At 69.5% G+C, this 14,736-nt stretch carries 12 protein-coding genes and 1 pseudogene; 9 read left to right on the top strand and 4 right to left on the bottom strand.

The annotated features are described in order from the left end of the window. Positions 1–37 precede the first annotated feature (37 nt). The 4 genes from tkt to I8E28_RS01755 all read left to right on the top strand — a co-directional run bounded on the left by tkt (position 38) and on the right by I8E28_RS01755 (position 5,092). Positions 38–2,116, top strand: coding sequence for a transketolase (tkt, locus tag I8E28_RS01770; protein WP_200786133.1), 2,079 nt, complete (start codon positions 38–40; stop codon positions 2,114–2,116). A gap of 104 nt (positions 2,117–2,220) precedes the next feature. Beyond that, positions 2,221–3,222 carry a type I glyceraldehyde-3-phosphate dehydrogenase gene (gene gap / locus I8E28_RS01765; RefSeq protein WP_200786132.1) on the top strand — a complete coding sequence of 334 codons (1,002 nt, stop codon included), beginning with the start codon at positions 2,221–2,223 and terminating at the stop codon, positions 3,220–3,222. Positions 3,223–3,338: 116 nt separating this feature from the next. After that, a complete protein-coding gene (locus I8E28_RS01760; RefSeq protein WP_200786131.1) occupies positions 3,339–4,568 on the top strand; it encodes an adenylate/guanylate cyclase domain-containing protein in 1,230 nt (409 codons plus the stop codon). A 26-nt stretch (positions 4,569–4,594) separates the two neighbouring features. Further along, the gene (locus I8E28_RS01755) at positions 4,595–5,092 is read left to right on the top strand and encodes a GNAT family N-acetyltransferase (protein ID WP_200786130.1); all 498 of its coding nucleotides are present in this window, start codon (positions 4,595–4,597) and stop codon (positions 5,090–5,092) included. A gap of 60 nt (positions 5,093–5,152) precedes the next feature. Here I8E28_RS01755 and I8E28_RS01750 read toward each other — a convergent pair whose 3' ends face one another. Beyond that, positions 5,153–8,140 (bottom strand): DNA topoisomerase III, encoded by a 2,988-nt coding sequence (locus I8E28_RS01750; protein ID WP_200786129.1) that lies wholly within the window; start codon positions 8,138–8,140, stop codon positions 5,153–5,155. A gap of 111 nt (positions 8,141–8,251) precedes the next feature. Between I8E28_RS01750 and I8E28_RS01745 the strand changes: the two are divergent. The 4 genes and pseudogenes from I8E28_RS01745 to I8E28_RS01730 form a co-directional block, all read left to right on the top strand. Then, a pseudogene (locus tag I8E28_RS01745) lies at positions 8,252–8,719 on the top strand (SET domain-containing protein); the annotation flags it as partial. Positions 8,720–8,726: 7 nt separating this feature from the next. Further along, positions 8,727–9,479, top strand: coding sequence for a biotin--[acetyl-CoA-carboxylase] ligase (locus tag I8E28_RS01740; protein WP_200786127.1), 753 nt, complete (start codon positions 8,727–8,729; stop codon positions 9,477–9,479). Positions 9,480–9,485: 6 nt separating this feature from the next. Continuing rightward, positions 9,486–10,130 carry an SPOR domain-containing protein gene (locus I8E28_RS01735; RefSeq protein ID WP_200786126.1) on the top strand — a complete coding sequence of 215 codons (645 nt, stop codon included), beginning with the start codon at positions 9,486–9,488 and terminating at the stop codon, positions 10,128–10,130. A 13-nt stretch (positions 10,131–10,143) separates the two neighbouring features. Continuing rightward, positions 10,144–10,803 carry a glutathione S-transferase family protein gene (locus I8E28_RS01730; protein WP_200786125.1) on the top strand — a complete coding sequence of 220 codons (660 nt, stop codon included), beginning with the start codon at positions 10,144–10,146 and terminating at the stop codon, positions 10,801–10,803. On the opposite strand, the gene I8E28_RS01725 is transcribed toward I8E28_RS01730, so the two are convergent. The 3 genes from I8E28_RS01725 to I8E28_RS01715 form a co-directional block, all read right to left on the bottom strand. Further along, the gene (locus I8E28_RS01725) at positions 10,791–12,263 is read right to left on the bottom strand and encodes a sensor histidine kinase (protein WP_200786124.1); all 1,473 of its coding nucleotides are present in this window, start codon (positions 12,261–12,263) and stop codon (positions 10,791–10,793) included. The two genes, I8E28_RS01730 and I8E28_RS01725, sit on opposite strands and share 13 nt — an antisense overlap. Before the next feature lie 27 nt (positions 12,264–12,290). Then, positions 12,291–12,965, bottom strand: a complete 675-nt coding sequence (locus I8E28_RS01720) for a response regulator (protein WP_200786123.1) — start codon at positions 12,963–12,965, stop codon at positions 12,291–12,293. Between the two features lie 76 nt (positions 12,966–13,041). Further along, a complete protein-coding gene (locus I8E28_RS01715; protein WP_200786122.1) occupies positions 13,042–13,521 on the bottom strand; it encodes a MarR family winged helix-turn-helix transcriptional regulator in 480 nt (159 codons plus the stop codon). Positions 13,522–13,663: 142 nt separating this feature from the next. On the opposite strand from I8E28_RS01715, the gene recA reads away from it, so the two are divergent. Then, on the top strand, positions 13,664–14,734 hold the full coding sequence (gene recA, locus I8E28_RS01710; RefSeq protein ID WP_200786121.1) for a recombinase RecA: 1,071 nt from the start codon (positions 13,664–13,666) through the stop codon (positions 14,732–14,734). Positions 14,735–14,736 lie beyond the last annotated feature (2 nt).

Here is a 14,736-nt window from a genome sequence, read left to right as displayed (position 1 = left end):
GACCGGTAAAATCGCGGGTTTCCCCCAGCCCCACCCCATGCCCACCACCACCGATCCGAAGGCCGTCACCTCCCCTGCATCCACCGCGGATGCGCGCCAGATGGCCAATGCGATCCGCGTGCTGGCGATGGACGCCGTGCAGCAGGCCAATTCCGGCCACCCGGGCGCGCCCATGGGCATGGCCGACATCGCGGTCGCCCTGTGGGGCCGGCACCTGAAGCACAACCCGGCCGATCCGTCCTGGTTCGACCGCGACCGCTTCGTGCTGTCCAACGGCCATGGCTCGATGCTGGTGTATTCGCTGCTGCACCTGACCGGCTACGACCTGCCGCTGCAGGAGCTGAAGAACTTCCGCCAGCTGCACAGCAAGACGGCCGGCCACCCCGAAGTGGGGATCACGCCCGGCGTCGAGACGACGACCGGCCCGCTGGGCCAGGGCATCACCAATGCGGTCGGCATGGCGCTGGCCGAGAAGCTGCTGGCCGCCGAGTTCAACCGCCCCGGGCACCAGGTCGTCGACCACTTCACGTACGTGTTCATGGGCGACGGCTGCCTCATGGAAGGCATCAGCCACGAGGCGTGCGCGCTGGCGGGCGCCTGGCGCCTGAACAAGCTGGTCGCGGTCTACGACGACAACGGCATCTCCATCGACGGCCAGGTCACGCCCTGGTTCGTGGACGACACCCCCGCGCGCTTCCGCGCGTACGGCTGGAACGTGATCGGCCCGATCGACGGCCACGACATCGACGCGGTGGACCGCGCGATCGCCGATGCGCGCCGCAGCGCCGACAACCCGACCCTGATCGTCGCCAGGACCCAGATCGGCAAGGGCAGCCCGAACCGCGTCAACACCGCCAAGGCGCACGGCGAGGCGCTCGGCATCGAGGAGGTCAAGCTGACGCGCGAAGCGCTCGGCTGGCCGCACGAGCCGTTCGTGGTGCCGCAGGCGATCTACGGCGCCTGGGACGCCAAGCGCACCGGCAAGGCGGCGCAGCAAGCGTGGGAGAAGGCGTTCGACGCCTACCGCAGCGCGCATCCCGAGCTCGCCGCCGAATTCGTGCGGCGCATGAAGGGCGAGCTGCCGCGCAACTTCGCGCAACTGGCCGTCGACGCCGCCGTGTCGGCGCACGCCAAGGCGGAGACGGTCGCGACCCGCAAGGCGTCGCAGATCGCGCTGGAGGCGTTCACCGCCGCGATGCCCGAGCTGCTGGGCGGCAGCGCGGACCTCACCGGCTCGAACCTCACCAACACCAAGAGCACGCCGCCGCTGCGCGTCGACCTCGCCGGCGAGGTCGTGCGCACGGCCGAGGGGCAGGTCGGCCGCCACATCAACTACGGCGTGCGCGAGTTCGGCATGGCCGCCGTCATGAACGGCGTCACGCTGCACGGCGGCTACATCCCGTACGGCGGCACCTTCCTTACCTTCAGCGACTACAGCCGCAATGCGATCCGGATGGCGGCGCTGATGAAGAAGCGCGTCGTCCACGTGTTCACGCACGATTCCATCGGCCTCGGCGAGGACGGCCCGACGCACCAGTCGGTCGAGCACGCGGCCAGCCTGCGCCTGGTCCCGAACCTGGACGTCTGGCGTCCCTGCGACACGGCCGAGACCGCGGTCGCCTGGGCCGTCGCGCTGCAGAACGTCGCGCGCCCGACCGCGCTGCTGCTGTCGCGCCAGAACCTGCCGTATGCGCCCAAGGCCGGGCTCGAGGACATCAGCAAGGGCGGCTACGTGCTGGCCGGCGCCACCGAGGTCGGCGTGCGCAGCCGCGAGCAGGCCGTGATCATCGCCACCGGCTCCGAAGTGCAGCTGGCGCTCAAGGCGCAGGAGCTGCTCGCCCAGCAGGGCATCGGCGTGCGCGTCGTGTCCATGCCCAGCACCACGGCGTTCGACCGCCAGAGCGCCGCCTACAAGACCAGCGTCCTGCCCGCCGGCATCCCGCGCATCGCGGTGGAAGCGGGCGTGACCGACTTCTGGTGGAAGTACGGCTGCGCGGCCGTGGTGGGCATCGACAGCTACGGCGAGTCCGCCCCCGCGAACGTGCTCTTCAAGCACTTCGGCTTCACGCCGGAGAACGTGGCGGACACGGTGCTCGCCGTGCTGCAGCGGGACTGACGACGCATGCCGCGGATGGGTTGCGCAACCGCTGAGCCGGACCACGGAAGCGCGCCGATGCGGCAAGATACCCCTGACGATTTTTCATCCTTCGGAGCTTTGCAATGACCATCAAGATCGGGATCAACGGCTTCGGCCGCATCGGCCGCATGGTGTTCCGGGCCGCGGTCCAGAACTTCAACGACATCGAGGTCGTCGGCATCAACGACCTGCTCGAGCCCGACTACCTGGCCTACATGCTGCAGTACGACAGCGTGCACGGCCGCTTCAAGGGCGAGGTCTCGGTCGACGGCAACACGCTGGTCGTCAACGGCAAGAAAATCCGCCTGACCGCCGTCAAGGACCCGGCCGAACTGGCCTGGGGCGCGGTCGGCGCCGAGGTGGTGGTCGAGTCCACCGGCATCTTCCTGACCAAGGAAGGCGCGCAGAAGCACATCAACGCCGGTGCCAGGAAGGTGATCATGTCGGCGCCGTCCAAGGACGACACGCCGATGTTCGTGTTCGGCGTGAACCACGCGTCGTACAAGGGCGAGGCGATCATCTCCAACGCGTCCTGCACGACCAACTGCCTGGCGCCCCTGGCCAAGGTGGTGAACGACAAGTGGGGCATCAAGCGCGGCCTGATGACCACCGTGCACGCGGCGACGGCGACGCAGAAGACCGTCGACGGCCCGAGCAACAAGGACTGGCGCGGCGGCCGCGGCATCCTGGAAAACATCATCCCGTCCTCGACCGGCGCCGCCAAGGCCGTCGGCGTCGTGATCCCTGAGCTGAACAAGAAGCTCACCGGCATGTCGTTCCGCGTGCCGACCTCCGACGTGTCGGTCGTCGACCTGACGTGCGAGCTGAACAAGTCGGCGACCTACGAGGAGATCTGCGCCGAGATGAAGGCGCAGTCGCAGGGTGCGCTCAAGGGCATCCTGGGCTACACCGAGGACAAGGTGGTGGCCACCGACTTCCGCGGCGATGCGCGCACGTCGATCTTCGACGCCGACGCCGGCATCGCGCTGGACGGCACCTTCGTCAAGCTGGTGAGCTGGTACGACAACGAGTGGGGCTACTCCAACAAGGTGCTGGAGATGTGCCGCGTGATCGCCGCCCGCTGAAGCGGTCCTGCACTCTGACGAGAAACGCGCCTCCGGGCGCGTTTTCTCATGGGGCTGCGCGTTGACGCCGCACGTCCGGCGCTCCTAAGGTCGTCCTTCCTTGGCGGGAGGGCGCGATGGACGAGGCGGCATTTCGCCGCTGGCTGGCTCACAAGAGCTGGGCGGCGAGCGTGCGGTACTGCAAGGGCGTGGCGCTGCTGCTGCCCGCCGCGTCGCTGGCGACCGACTGGCCGCTGGTGCAGCGCGGGGCCGACAGCCTGGGCTGGCTGCTCGCCTGGCAGCTCACGTCGTTCACCGTCTGCCTCGCCGTCATCGCGCTCGACCGCTGGTGGCCCGCCATCCGTGGCCGCGAGGCGGCGCTGTACACCTTCTGCACGCTCTTCATCGGCCAGTGCGCCTGGATCGGCATCGTCGACGGCCACTGGCGCGGCGACTATTCGATCTTCGCCGCCGGCCTCACGTTCGGCGCCGCGGTCGTGGGCACGCCGGTGCGCATGCGGCAGCCGCTGTATGCGGCCACGCTGCTCGCGCTGGCCATCCCCGTGTGGCACCGCGAGGGTGGCGACGCCGCGCTGGTCGCGGCGGCCCTCGTCAATCCGTTCTGCGTCGTGGTGCTGTGCCTCTGGCTGGACCGGGTGACCTTCTCGCGGGACGTCGCCCTGTGGCAGCAGACGCAGCGCGCCCTGGCGGAACGCGAGCGGGCCGACGACCTGCTGCACAACGTGCTGCCGCGTACCGTCGCCGAGGAGCTCAAGCGCGAACGGCGAATCCGCGCGCGCAAGTGCGAACAGCTCGGGGTGCTGTTCGCCGACATCGCCGGCTTCACGCAGTACGCCAACCGGCTGCCGCCGGACGCGCTGGTCCTGATGCTCGACGAGATCTTCACGGGCTTCGACGACCTGGTGGAGCGGCACGGCGTGGAAAAGATCAAGACCATCGGCGACGCGTACATGGCCGTGGCCGAGCACCGGATCGATGCGTTGTGCGCGCTGGCGCTGGACCTGCGCCGATCGCTGGACGCATACAACGCGCGCAACGGCACGCAGCTGGCCATGCGAATCGGCCTGCACGTCGGCCCGGCCGTTGCCGGCGTGTTGGGCACCAAGCGTTTCCTCTACGACGTGTGGGGCGACACGGTGAACATCGCCAGCCGCGTCGAGTCCGCCGGGCGCGCGGGAAGCATCCACGCGACGCACGCCGTGGCGGAAACCGTGCAGGCCGGGTTCCGGTTCATCCCGCGCGGCGAGGTCGAACTGCAGGGCCGCGGCCACATGCGCACCTACTGGCTGGAAGACCCCGTGCCCGTGCCGCAAGCCACCGCGCCACGCGAGCCGGCCTGCGCCTGAGCCCCGGCATCGGCGATCATCGGCCGATGCAGATCCGGCGGCTCACCAGCGACGATGCAGTGGTCTACCGCGCGCTGCGGCTGCGCGGCTTGCGCGAGCATCCCGAGGCCTTCACCTCCAGCTGGGAGGACGACGAACGCAAGCCCCTCGCCGCCAGCCACGCGCGCCTCCAGGACCCGGCGACCACGTTCTGGGGCGCGTTCGATGGCGACGCGCTGGTGGGCATCGTGGGGCTGGAACGGCTGCGGCGCCCGAAGGAGCGGCACAAGGCGTGGGTCGTGGGCATGTACGTGCCTGTGGAGGACGCCGGGCGCGGCATCGGTGCGGCGCTGCTCCAGGCCCTGTGCGCGGCTGCCCGCGACGAGGGCTTGCGCGACCTGCTGCTGTCGGTGACCGACGGCAATGCCGGCGCGCTCGCCCTGTACCGCAAGGCCGGCTTCGCGGTCGTCGGCCGCGAGCCGCGGGCGGTGCTCGTCGACGGGCGTTTCCTCGACAAGCTGCAGATGCATCGCGCACTCGACTGAAGTCGCTGCCGGGACTGGGCGGTGCTCGGCACCCGGATCGCGGGCACCGGCTGGTAGGCCTCAGGTCCCCTGCAGGTGCTGGCCGACGATCTTGGCCAGCTCGAACATGCTCACCTGGGGCTTGCCGAACACCGGCCGCAGCTTGTCGTCGGCGTTGATCGCGCGCTTGTCCTTGGTGTCCTGCAAGCCGTTGGCCTTGATGTAGTCCCACAGCTTCTTGATCACCTCGGTGCGGGCCACCGGTTCCGGACCGATCACTGCCGCCAGCGCCGGGCTGGGGGTGAGACCGGGGCCCGCCGCCCGTGCCTTCTTGGCCGCCGGCGCCTTCTTGGCCGCTGGCGCCTTCTTGGCCGCTGGCGCCTTCTTGGCGGGCGCAGTCTTCGCCGCCGCCTTGGCAGGTGCCGCAGCCTTTTTCGCCGCCGCTTTCTTCGCGGGCGGCGCGCCCTTGTTGCCGAACGTCTTGCGCGGCGGGAACTTGCTTTCGCGGGGCTCGAACGCGAAGTTCACCTTGCCCGCTTCCGCATCCCAGGCCAGGAAGGCCTTGAACGGCCGACGGGTGCGCATCGACACGAACTTGTCCAGCAGGTCGGTCTTGCCGGTGGCCAGCAGCTTCTGCATCTGCTCGCGTTCCACCGGCTGCTGCAGGATGACCTGGCCGCTCTTGAAATCGCAGGTGGGCGTGGGCTGCGCAGCGGTGGGCACGGCCTTCTCGCAGACGTAGTTCTTGCCGAACTCGAACACGCGCGCGCCGCACTTCGGGCACGGCCCCAGCGGCTCCTGGCCGCTGAAGTCGACGAGCTCGCCGGTTTCCGCCGGATCCGCTTCGTCGCCGAAGTCGAATTCCAGCTTCCAGTTGCGGTCCTCGTCGCTGTACTTCAGGACCATCTCGGCCGTGAACGGCCAGCCCGCCTTGGACCGGAAGCCCTCCAGCGGCCCGATGCGCTTGTCGCGCAGGAACTGCTCCACCTCGTGCAGCTCGAACGCGCGGCCCGCGGGGATCTTGGTGAACGAGAAGCCGCAGGCGTCGTCGCCGCTGCCGCTGCGCCCTGCGCAGGTGTAGCGCCGGTAGTTCTCCTTCACGACGCCGCCGCAGTTCGGGCACGGCGTCTTCAGCGTCGCGTAGTCGCCCGGGACCGTGTCGCGGTCGTACTCCTTGGCCTTCTGCACGATGTGCCGCGTCATCTCGGCGATCTCGCGCATGAACGCGTCGCGCGAGAGCTGGCCGTGCTCCATCTGCGACAGCTTGTACTCCCACTCGCCGGTGAGCTCGGGCTTGGTCAGTTCCTCCACGCCCAGGCCGCGCAGCAGCGTCATCAGCTGGAAGGCCTTGGCCGTGGGGATCAGCTCGCGCCCGTCGCGCAGCATGTACTTCTCGGCGATCAGGCCTTCGATGATCGACGCGCGTGTCGCCGGCGTGCCCAGGCCCTTCTCCTGCATGGCCTCGCGCAGCTCCTCGTCCTCCACCAGCTTGCCGGCGCCTTCCATGGCACCGAGCAGCGTCGCTTCCGAATAGCGCGCGGGTGGGCGGGTCTTCAGGCCGCGCGGATCCACGCTCTCGGCGCGCACCATCTCGCCCGGCGCGACCGCGACCAGCACCTTGCTGTTCTCGTCGCCTTCCTCGTCGGCTTCCTTGCCCCAGATGGCCAGCCAGCCGGGCTTGACCAGCACCTTGCCGTCGGTGCGGAAGCTGTGGCCCACGACCTGGCTGATGCGGGTGGTGACCAGGTATTCCGCGCTCGGGAAGAACACCGAGAGGAACCGGCGCACGACCAGGTCGTACAGCCGTTGCTCGGCGTCCGACAGCCCGCTGGGGGCCTGCAGGGTCGGGATGATGGCGAAGTGGTCCGAGACCTTCGCGTTGTCGAAGATGCGCTTGCTCGGCTTCACGTAGCCGTCGTCCAGCGCCTGCTTCGCGAACGGCGCGAGATGGCCCATGCCGCTTCCGGCGAGCATGCCCATCGTCTCCTTCACCGTCGGGACGTAGTCCTCCGGCAGGTGCCGCGAGTCCGTCCGCGGATAGGTCAGCGCCTTGTGCCGCTCGTACAGCGATTGCGCCAGGGCCAGCGTCGTCTTGGCCGAATAGCCGAAGCGGCCGTTGGCTTCGCGCTGCAGCGACGTGAGGTCGAACAGCATCGGCGACGCCTGCGTGGTCGGCTTCGATTCCTCGGTGACCGTGGCGGCCTTGCCGCGCACCGCATCGGCGATCGCCTGTGCTTCCTTGGCCGTCCAGACGCGGTCGGCCCGCAGCTCGGCGTCATCCGGGTTCTTCTTCCACTTGGGATCGAACCACTTGCCCGCGTACTCGCCGGCCTGCGCAAGGAAGGTCGCGTGGACCTCCCAGTAGTCGCGGCTGACGAACTTGCGGATCTGTTCCTCCCGCTCGACGACGACGGCCAGGGTCGGGGTCTGCACCCGGCCGACCGTCGTGAGGAAGAAGCCGCCGTCGCGCGAGTTGAACGCGGTCATCGCGCGCGTGCCGTTGATGCCCACCAGCCAGTCGGCTTCCGAGCGCGACCGGGCCGCGCTCGCCAGGCCTTCCATCTGCTTGTCCGACCGCAGCTTGTCGAAGCCGTCGCGGATGGCCTGCGGAGTCATCGACTGCAGCCACAGGCGCCGCACCGGCTTGCGCGCCGCAGGCTTCTTGGCGCCCTTCGCGTCCTCGTCGCCGAACGCGTACTGCTCGATCAGCCGGAAGATCAGCTCGCCCTCGCGGCCCGCGTCGCAGGCGTTCACGAGGTCGGTGACGTCCTTGCGCCGGGCGAGCTTGACCACCGCGTTCAGCCGCGTCTTGGTCTTGTCGACCGGCTTGAGGTCGAAGAACGGCGGGATCACCGGCAGGTGGGCGAAGCTCCACTTGCCGCGCTTGACGTCGAATTGCTCCGGCGCCTGGATCTCGACCAGGTGGCCCACCGCGCTGGTGACCACGTACGTGTCGTTCTCGAAGTACTCGTCGTGCTTCTCGAACTTGCCGGCCGTCGGCGTCAGCGCGCGGACGATGTCCTGCGCGACGGAGGGCTTCTCGGCGATGACCAGTGTCTTGCCTGTCACTTGGCTCCAGGTGCCCGGGGGGCACCCCTTTCATTGTTCCTACAATCCCGCTCTTCACGCGTGCGCGTACGCGCACGCGTGTGCATGCATTCAACTTATCAGAAGTTCTTCATGGCGAACAAAGCAGTCGGCGGCGGCCGAAAAATCCAGACGCGCAGGTCGGGCATTCACGGCAAGGGCGTCTTCGCGGTCCAGGACATCGCCGAAGGCGAGACCATCATCGAATACGTGGGCGAGATCATCACGTGGAAGGAAGCCCAGCGGCGCCACCCCCACAACCCCGACGACCCGAACCACACCTTCTATTTCCACGTCGACGAGGACCGCGTCATCGACGCCCTCCACGGCGGCAACTCCTCCCGCTGGATCAACCACTCGTGCAACCCGAACTGCGAGGCGGACGAGGAGGAGGGCCGGGTCTTCATCAAGGCGCTGCGCAACATCAAGGCCGGTGAAGAACTCAACTACGACTACGGCCTGATCATCGACGAACGCTACACGCCCAAGCTGAAGGCCGAGTACCCCTGCTGGTGCGGCGCCAAGAACTGCCGCGGCACCTTGCTCGCGCCCAAGCGCGGCCGCTGACATGCGCTGGCCGGCCGAAGCGGTCTGGGAGCAGGTCGCGCCGGCCCTGCCCGGGTTCACGGTCGAGGTCCTGCCGGAGCTCGATTCGACGAACTCCGAGCTCATGCGTCGCGCGCGTGACGGCCTGTTCGATCCCGTGCTGCTCGTGGCCGAGCACCAGACTGCCGGCCGCGGCCGCGCCGGCCGGCCCTGGCAGTCGCGGCCGGGCGCGTCGCTGACGTTCTCCCTCGGCCTGCTGCTGCGGCCGCGCGACTGGTCCGGGCTGTCCCTGGCCGCGGGTGTTGCGATCGCGGAGGCGCTGCACCCGGACATCCAGCTCAAATGGCCCAACGACCTCTGGCTGGCCGGCGACCGCAAGCTGGGCGGCATCCTGATCGAAACGGCCAGCACGCCGCTCGATGCGCGGTACGCGATCGTCGGCGTCGGCCTGAACGTCGCGCCGCCGGCCGGCGACGGCCTGTCGACGCCACCGGCGGGCCTGCAGGGCATCGCACCGGGGCTCGACGCCGGCCAGGCGCTGCTGGCCGTGGCACCGCTGCTGGTGCAGGCCTTGCGGCTGTTCGAGCACGAGGGTTTCGTGCCCTTCGCCTCGCGCTTCGCCCAGCGGGACATCCTCGCGGGCCGCGCGGTGCGCCTGACCGACGGCACCGAAGGCACGGCGGCCGGCGTCGACCGGGCCGGCGCGCTGGTCGTGCATACTGCCGCCGGCCCGGTCGCGGTGACCAGCTCCGAAGTGAGCGTGCGGCCGGCCTGAATCCGCATGCTGCGCGTCCTCGTCCTGCTCCTGCTGCTTGCCAATGGTGCCTGGTTCGCCTGGGCGCGCGGCGACCTGCAGGCGTTCGGCCTGGCCCCGGCGGCGCAATCGGAGCCGCACCGCCTGCAGCAGCAGATCCGGCCCGAAGCCATCCGCGTGCTGAGCGCCGACGAGGCCCGTCGCATCGAGACCGCGGCGCGCGGCCCCGAATGCCTGCAAGCGGGCCCGCTAGACGACGCGGCCGCCGGCCCGCTGCGCCAATCGCTCGCCTCGTGGCCGGCCGGCAGCTGGACCCTCGAGCCGGTCGCCGAAGGGGGCCGCTGGATCGTCTACATGGGCAAGTACCCGAACGACGAGAACGTCGCGCGCAAGAAGTCGGAACTGCGCCAGATCGGCGTGGCCTTCGAAACGCTGGCCAATGCCGAACTCGAGCCGGGCCTGTCGCTGGGCGGCTTCCCGACCCAGGCCGAGGCAAACGCGCAACTGGAACGGCTTGCGGCCCGTGGCGTGCGGACCGCGCGCGTCATGCAGGAGCGGGCGCCCGTCAGCGGCTGGAAGCTCACGCTCCCGGCGCTGGACGACGCGCTGCGCGCCCGCGTCGACGACGTCCGCCCCGCACTGGGTGGCAAGACACTGCGGCCGTGCCGCTGACGGGAGATCTGCGATGACGATGAAGCTGTACTTCGCCCCGGGCGCCTGCTCGTTCGTGCCGCACACGCTGCTGGAAACGATCGGCGAGCCGTTCGAGGCGCAGATGGTCAAGCTGCACAAGGGCGAGCAGAACTCGCCCGAGTACCGCGCCGTCAACCCGCGTGGCCAGGTGCCGGTGCTGGTGGACGGCGACGCGGTGATCACGCAGATCGTCGCCATCGTCGACTACCTGGACCGCAAGTACCCGCAGCAAGGCTTCCTGCCCACCGCGCCGCTGGAGCGGGCGAAGGCGCTGGAGACGCTGGCCTGGATGAACAACACAGTGCACCCGACCTTCACGCACGTGTTCATGCCGTTCAAGTTCAGCGACAAGCCGGAGGTGCAGGCGGAGCTGAAGGCGTACAACGCGCAGCTCTATCGCCCCATGCTGGCCGACATCGAGGCAATGGCGGTGCGGGCGCGGGACAAAGGCCACCCGTTCCTGTCCGGCGCGCACTTCGGCCCGATCGACGCCTATGCGCTCACGCTCCTGCGCTGGGGTGGGTTCGCCGGGATCGACCCCACCGGGTTTCCCACGCTGTGGGCGCACGTGCAGAAAGTCGCGGCCCTGCCCGCCGTGGCGCGCGCGATCGCTCGCGAACGCCTGCAGCTGAACGTCTTTCAGGCCGCCTGAGCGGCTTCGGCGGGCGCGACCCCCACGCGCACGCCCGCGAAGCGCACGACCACGCGCGCGCCGGGCGGCACCTGGCCGGGCCGCACGTCCTCGATGCGGATGTCCGCCTCGTGCTGGCGCGCGATCTCGCGCACGATCGGCAGCCCCAGTCCGGAGCCGTCGACGCCGGTGTCGAGCGCGCGGTAGAACGGCTGGAACACCAGCTCGCGCTCGCTTTCCGGGATGCCGGGGCCGGAGTCTTCCACCTGCAACACGGCGACACGCCCGATGGGGTCCGCCAAGACGCGCGCGGTGACCACGGCCGGTGACGCATCGGTCGACGGCGTGTAGTTGATGGCGTTGTCGACCAGGTTGCGGATGAGCTCCTTGAGCAGCGTCGGGTTGCCCTGCACGACGGCGCCGGCGGCGCCGGGCAGCGCGCCTTCGTAGCCCAGGTCGACGCGGCGGTCGAGCGCGCGTGGCAGCAGGTCCTGCACCACTTCGCGCGTGAGCTGCGCCAGGTCGCAGGGCAGGCGCGGCAGCGTCTTGCCGCTGCTTTCCGCGCGGGCCAGCGCCAGCAGCTGGTTCACGGTGTGCGTGGCCCGCATGCTCGAGCGGCCGATCTGCTTGAGCGACTGCTTCAGCTCCTCGGCGTTCGCGCCTTCGCGCTGCGCGAGGTCGGCCTGCATGCGCAGCCCGGCCAGCGGCGTCTTCAGCTGGTGGGCCGCGTCGGCGAGAAATCGCTTCTGCGTCGCAATCGAATCCTTCAGGCGCGTCAGCAGGTCGTTGACCGACGACACCAGGGGCGCGACCTCGAGCGGCACGGCCTTGTCGTCCAGCGGTGACAGGTCGTCGGGCTTGCGCGCGCGGATGCGCTCTTCCAGCTGCGACAGCGGCTTGATGCCGCGCACGAGCGCCAGCCACACCAGCAGCACCGCGAGCGGCAGGATGACGAACTGCGGCAGCATCACGCCCTTGATGATCTCGGTGGCGAGCACGGAGCGCTTCTCGCGCGTCTCGCCCACCTGCACCAGCACCAGCGGATTGCCCGGCGCGTCGGTGCGCACCCAGGTGTACGCGACGCGCACGTCCAGCCCGCGCATGTCGTCGTCGCGCAGCCTGGTTTCGCCGGGGGCGGCGCGCTCGTCGTCGGGCGGCAGCGGGAAGTCGCGCTCGCCACTCAGGACGTCGCCACGGGCGCCGCGCACCTGGTAGTACACCTGGTCCGAGTCGTCGGCGCGCAGCATCTCGCGTGCGGGCTGCGGCAGGTTGAACACCACGCGCTCGCCCTGCACGGCGACGATCTGCGCCAGCGCCTGCACGTTGTATTCGAGCGCGCGGTCGAATGGCTTGCCGGCGATGCTCTGCGCCACCAGCCAGGTCAGCGCCAGGCTGATCGGCCACAGCAGCAGCAGCGGCGTGAGCATCCAGTCCAGGATCTCGCCGAACAGCGAGCGTTGCTCACGCTGGAAGATCTTCATCGGCGCCGGTCCTGCACGCGACCGCGGTCAGCCCGGGATCTTCTCGAGGCAGTAGCCGAGGCCGCGCACGGTGGCGATGCGGATCGGCCCCTTCTCGATCTTCTTGCGCAGGCGGTGGATGTAGACCTCGATGGCGTTGTTGCTCACCTCTTCGCCCCACTCGCACAGGCGCTCGACCAGCTGGTCCTTGCTGACCAGGCGGCCGGCGCGCTGCAGCAGCACCTCGAGCAGGCCGAGCTCGCGCGCCGACAGTTCGACCATCTTGCCGTCGATGGTCGCGACGCGGCCGGCCTGGTCGTACACCAGCGGGCCGTGCTTGATGGTGCTGCTGGTGGCGCCCATGCCGCGGCGCGTGAGCGCGCGCACGCGGGCTTCGAGCTCCTGCAGCGAAAAGGGCTTGGCCATGTAGTCGTCGGCGCCGAGGTCCAGGCCGCGCACGCGTTCCTCGACGCTGTCGGCGGCAGTGAGGATCAGGACCGGCATCGTGGAACCGCGCGCGCGCAGCTGGCGCAGCACCTCGAGGCCGTGCATGCGCGGCAGCCCCAGGTCCAGGATCAGGAGGTCGAACTCGTTGTTGGTCAGCAGCGCGGCGTCGGCCTCGGTGCCGCTGCTGACGTGGTCGACCGCCGCCCCGGAGGCGCGCAGCGTGCGCAGCAATCCGTCCGCCAGCACCTGGTCGTCTTCGGCGATGAGGATGCGCATGCCCGGGTCTCCTGTGGCGGGCCGCGCCGGCCCATGCTGAAAATTCTAGGCGGCGTCGCGCACCGCGCCGCACGCATCATGCCGCCGGGCCGGCATACGCCTCCAGGCCGAGGGCGACGACGGTGGCGATGTCGGCGCCGATCTCGGCGCGGAATTCGTCTTCCGCCTGGCGCACGGCCGATTCGAAGGCGCGCAGCCAGGCAAGACCGGTGTCGGTGAAGGTGACGAGGCGCGCACGGGCGTCGCGCGGGTCCGGGTGCCGGGACACGAGCCCCCAGGCCTCGCATTGCGTGACGAGGTCGCCCATCGCCTGCTTGGTCATCCCGGCGCTGTCCGCCAGTTCGGTCAGGCGCGCGCCCTGCAGCGGCAGGTGCCGCGTGATGTGCACGTGCGCCGCACCCACCTGCCCGCGCGCGGCCAGGTTGGCCAGGGCCAGCGGCACCTCGACGTCGTGCGCCATCAGGTGGAGCACGCGGTCGTCGAAGCGCCGGCTGGCGTGGCCCAGCAGGCGGCCGAGGTGGGCACGCCGCCAGCCGTCATCTGCTTGGGGGACCATTTCGCGATCGTAAGGCAAACTGACCAAAAAACCGGTTTACCGCCAGCGAGCCGTCGCGTTAGAGTACTGGCCATGCATCCAGCCTGTGCATCGAAACAGCTGGATCGGGTGAGCTAAATCATTGATCCACAAGGAGATTGCCATGGATGCGCAAGTCAAGGGAACCAGGATCGCGGCGGCGGACAGCGAGAAGTCCAAGGCCCTGCAGGCCGCGCTGGCCCAGATCGAGAAGCAGTTCGGCAAGGGCACGATCATGCGGCTGGGCGAAGGCGAGGCCATCGAGGACATCCAGGTGGTGTCCACCGGCTCCCTCGGCCTGGACATCGCGCTGGGCGTCGGCGGCCTGCCGCGCGGCCGCGTGGTCGAGATCTACGGCCCGGAATCGTCGGGCAAGACCACCCTCACGCTGCAGGTCATCGCCGAGATGCAGCGCCTGGCCGGCACCTGCGCCTTCGTCGACGCCGAGCACGCGCTGGACGTGCAATACGCGCAGAAGCTGGGCGTCAACCTGCCCGACCTGCTGATCAGCCAGCCGGACACCGGCGAGCAGGCGCTGGAGATCGTCGACTCGCTGGTGCGCTCGGGCGCCGTCGACCTGATCGTGGTCGACTCGGTCGCGGCCCTGGTGCCCAAGGCGGAAATCGAAGGCGAGATGGGCGATTCGCTGCCCGGCCTGCAGGCCCGCCTGATGTCGCAGGCGCTGCGCAAGCTCACTGCCACGATCAAGAAGACCAACTGCATGGTCATCTTCATCAACCAGATCCGCATGAAGATCGGCGTGATGTTCGGCAGCCCCGAGACCACCACCGGTGGCAACGCGCTGAAGTTCTACGCCTCCGTGCGCCTGGACATCCGCCGCACCGGCACGATCAAGAAGGGCGAGGAAGCGATCGGCAACGAGACCAAGGTCAAGGTCGTCAAGAACAAGGTCTCGCCCCCGTTCAAGACCGCGGAATTCGACATCCTGTTCGGCGAGGGCATCTCGCGCGAGGGCGAGGTCATCGACATGGGCGTGCAGCACCGCATCCTCGACAAGTCCGGTGCCTGGTACGCCTACAACGGCGAGAAGATCGGCCAGGGCCGCGACAACGCGCGCGAGTTCCTGCGCGAGAACCCGCAGCTGGCGCGCGAGATCGAGAACAAGATCCGCGCCGAGATCGGCATCGCCGCCCTGCCGCCGGCCGCGGACGGCGGGGACGAAGGCGAGGAGTAAGC

The sequence above is a fragment of the Ramlibacter algicola genome (assembly GCF_016641735.1).
Taxonomy (GTDB): Bacteria; Pseudomonadota; Gammaproteobacteria; order Burkholderiales; family Burkholderiaceae_C; genus Ramlibacter; species Ramlibacter algicola.
This window is presented reverse-complemented; position numbering and strand designations above follow the sequence as displayed.

Bases quoted from the DNA above. Each gene is read 5' to 3' on its own strand.
- I8E28_RS01740 (WP_200786127.1), top strand. From the start codon at position 8,727: ATGCGCTGGCCGGCCGAAGCGGTCTGGGAGCAGGTCGCGCCGGCCCTG.
- I8E28_RS01760 (WP_200786131.1), top strand. From the start codon at position 3,339: ATGGACGAGGCGGCATTTCGCCGCTGGCTGGCTCACAAGAGCTGGGCG.
- gap (WP_200786132.1), top strand. From the start codon at position 2,221: ATGACCATCAAGATCGGGATCAACGGCTTCGGCCGCATCGGCCGCATG.
- tkt (WP_200786133.1), top strand. From the start codon at position 38: ATGCCCACCACCACCGATCCGAAGGCCGTCACCTCCCCTGCATCCACC.
- I8E28_RS01755 (WP_200786130.1), top strand. From the start codon at position 4,595: ATGCAGATCCGGCGGCTCACCAGCGACGATGCAGTGGTCTACCGCGCG.
- I8E28_RS01735 (WP_200786126.1), top strand. From the start codon at position 9,486: ATGCTGCGCGTCCTCGTCCTGCTCCTGCTGCTTGCCAATGGTGCCTGG.
- I8E28_RS01720 (WP_200786123.1), bottom strand. From the start codon at position 12,965: ATGCGCATCCTCATCGCCGAAGACGACCAGGTGCTGGCGGACGGATTG.
- recA (WP_200786121.1), top strand. From the start codon at position 13,664: ATGGATGCGCAAGTCAAGGGAACCAGGATCGCGGCGGCGGACAGCGAG.
- I8E28_RS01725 (WP_200786124.1), bottom strand. From the start codon at position 12,263: ATGAAGATCTTCCAGCGTGAGCAACGCTCGCTGTTCGGCGAGATCCTG.
- I8E28_RS01715 (WP_200786122.1), bottom strand. From the start codon at position 13,521: ATGGTCCCCCAAGCAGATGACGGCTGGCGGCGTGCCCACCTCGGCCGC.
- I8E28_RS01730 (WP_200786125.1), top strand. From the start codon at position 10,144: ATGACGATGAAGCTGTACTTCGCCCCGGGCGCCTGCTCGTTCGTGCCG.